A 2,736-nucleotide genomic window follows, 5' to 3' on the forward strand; every position below is an offset into this window, starting at 1 on the left:
AATCATATTTATACGTGGTTTCTTCTGTTTTACCGTCTTTTGTACGTATGATGTTTGTACGATTACTGTTGGCATCGTACTTGTATGTTTCATGTAGGAGGCTATTTCCTTGTTGATCCCCAATAGAGAGTAAATCAACCTTCTTCGTATGGTCATAATGGAATGCTGTACCTATTCCGTTACTAGATGTATACGTTCGGACGTTTCCATATTCATCATAATCAAAGCGGTATGTTTTGTCTCCATCTTTGACTTCTGTGTTTTGGTTCAAGACGTCGTATACGTAGCTTGTTGTATTTTGGTATGAACCATGGTTAATGTTAAATTCGGGAGACCTAATACCCAGAATTCATAGAAGCATATAACAAATGGACATCAGGAGAGATAACTGCCGTAAAGCTATGGTACTTTCCAGTACACAATGAACTACGTTTTACAAACTAGTTAAACAATCTGAAGAAAAAACATAACTAGCCAAGTAAACCAACGACTTTCCTGGCTAGCTACGTTAATTTAATCAAAGCATTCATATATTACAAGTTAAATTTCTTCCATTCGCAACGTAATTATCCTTTTTCTTATCGTAAATAAGAAGAATCCCTCTTGAACAAAGACGGATTCTTCTCTAGCTAGTTTATTTTCGATTTTTATAAAAGATTATTCTTTACCTAAGAAATTAAGAAACGTTTTAAAATCATTACTACAATGCCCTACCTTGTTTAAATCCATTCTACTATTAATATAAACCTTCTATGACTATATCTTTATTTTTCAATTGCAGCTTCCCATCCATCATAGTAATTAGAACTACCCCAATATGTGATTGCTATTTCTGTCATTTTTTTCGTTTCTGCCCATACATTTTCTTGTGTTGGAACACAAGGTTTTCCGATCACTAACAAGTAAATAGTTTCTCCAAACTCATCTGTTTGCTCAGAAGGTTCATAAATATCGTACCCTTGTACATGCAAATCGCCAACAATTTTTTCAATAGCTTCACTATTATTTAACACAAAGTAATGTTCTAAGTAATGCTCTTTCTTTAGATCAGATCCTGCTTCCTTTAGTGCAGAAATGGTGTCTATATCTTGTTGCTCACGAATTCTTCTTTCTTCCATTGTTTCAGCCATAAATGATGTCACTCCAAATTTTTTATTCTATCATATATTCTCTTTTACTACCAAACTTTCTATTAGAAAGCATGTTAAGCATGACAATTATGATTTAATTTTTTTAATCTAAGAAACGTTCATATAGCATTACTTCAATACTACCATTCCCAAATATACCAAAAGGGTTCAGCTCGCTAATTTCTTTTTTTTCAGCATAGCGTTTGTTACCTACATCCCCACCTATTATAACCCAACGCTCAGTCGAAGAGAGAGTTTGTAAAAAATTTGGTATCTTAAAACTTTGTGGATTATATGGTACTTCGCCGATTATTTTCCAAATCCTTGCGGTAATTGAGCCAAATGCACAGTTTAATAAGAATAATTCTTTATACTCTTTTTTTCTAAATTCTATGATATTTAAAATTTCTTTTGTAAATATATTCGTAAATTTAATATACGTATCCTCATCTTGTTTTTTAGGTCCTCCAGACAAAATCATCCCGTAACCATAAATTTCACCGTGATTTAACGGTATTGCAACTATGTCTCCTGGCTTAAAAAATTGAGTTTTTTTTGCCTTGGTTGTTTTTATCTTTACATCATGAATTTCAATTCCCTCGTTACCTTTAAAGTCTATGGATTGTTGATACTTTAATGCAGTAGCTAAAATCTGTTCAACTTCTTGAATAGTAGGGAAACGTTTATACTCACTTTGATATAAAGAAACCATTTCTTTATATACATTCATTTGTTTATCAATAATTGTCTCATTAATACTAAAGTTTTCATTTGCCATTTATATTCACCTTCTATAATTATTCCTATTCGTCCGCCACTTCATGCCTTCACGAACATAGCTTTTAAATTTTTTATTTTTAGGAGAAATAGGTCTGACCTTATTCAACAATTTTTTCTTTCCACCATTTCTCAAATAATGATAATATTCTAATCCTTTAGCTTGCTTTTTCGTTAAATTTCTTGCTATAGGTACAAAATCAAGGTGCTCTCCTTTTAATTTTTTATGTGCCCAGGATCTTGCTTTTGGATTTTTAGTTCTTCCTATATATACAGTTTTTCCGTTATCTTTTAAAGCATAAACCATATGTTTTCCTTGAGAAGCACTCTTAACACTTTTTGCAACTTGCTTTACTGGTGTAAATACCTTCACCGGATTAATAACTCCGATTACAGCTGCAGCAGCAACATCTCCCCAACTTCCACCTGATTTGTAAGCTTGATAACCACTTACCGCTGCTGATACAACATTCACCACAGCCCAGAACCAATTTCCATCTGGATCAACATGCATCACTGGATTATTCCCCGCATACGTATACCCATTCTGTGTTATCGGATCATCCGCATCACCTGGATCTGGGTCTACTGATAAGAACACACCATGTTCTGGTTGGTAATAACGAGCAATTAGATAATACATCCCAATTTCTTTGTCATACATATATCCTGCATAACCAAATGGATTGTCTGCCACTGGGCCTGTTGCTTCGCTCTTTAATACGTTACCCCATGCATCATATTCATAACTTGCGACTATTTTTCCTTGTTGGTCCGTCATCGCAATGACATCGCCGTGGGAATTGTAGTGGTAATAGAACGTTTGGCC

General features: G+C 33.9%; 3 protein-coding genes and 1 pseudogene. All 4 read right to left on the reverse strand.

The genetic code is table 11. The features are described 5' to 3' along the window. Positions 1-271 (reverse strand): annotated as a pseudogene (locus tag IEV41_RS19815) (hypothetical protein); the annotation flags it as partial. Positions 272-764: 493 nt separating this feature from the next. Then, positions 765-1,130: a ribonuclease E inhibitor RraB gene (locus tag IEV41_RS19820; RefSeq protein ID WP_188390224.1), complete on the reverse strand. Its 366-nt coding sequence runs from the start codon at positions 1,128-1,130 to the stop codon at positions 765-767. 103 nt (positions 1,131-1,233) lie between these two features. Further along, positions 1,234-1,908: an Imm26 family immunity protein gene (locus IEV41_RS19825; protein ID WP_188390225.1), complete on the reverse strand. Its 675-nt coding sequence runs from the start codon at positions 1,906-1,908 to the stop codon at positions 1,234-1,236. Positions 1,909-1,914: 6 nt separating this feature from the next. Further along, on the reverse strand, positions 1,915-2,736 hold an 822-nt coding region (locus IEV41_RS19830), incomplete at its 5' end, for an RHS repeat domain-containing protein (RefSeq protein ID WP_188390226.1).

The sequence above is a fragment of the Priestia taiwanensis genome, from assembly GCF_014638355.1.
Lineage (GTDB): Bacteria > Bacillota > Bacilli > Bacillales > Bacillaceae_G > Priestia_D > Priestia_D taiwanensis.

What these genes read in the sequence shown, in the direction of transcription:
- IEV41_RS19825 (WP_188390225.1), bottom strand. Translation starts at nt 1,908, where the DNA reads ATGGCAAATGAAAACTTTAGTATTAATGAGACAATTATTGATAAACAA.
- IEV41_RS19820 (WP_188390224.1), bottom strand. Translation starts at nt 1,130, where the DNA reads ATGGCTGAAACAATGGAAGAAAGAAGAATTCGTGAGCAACAAGATATA.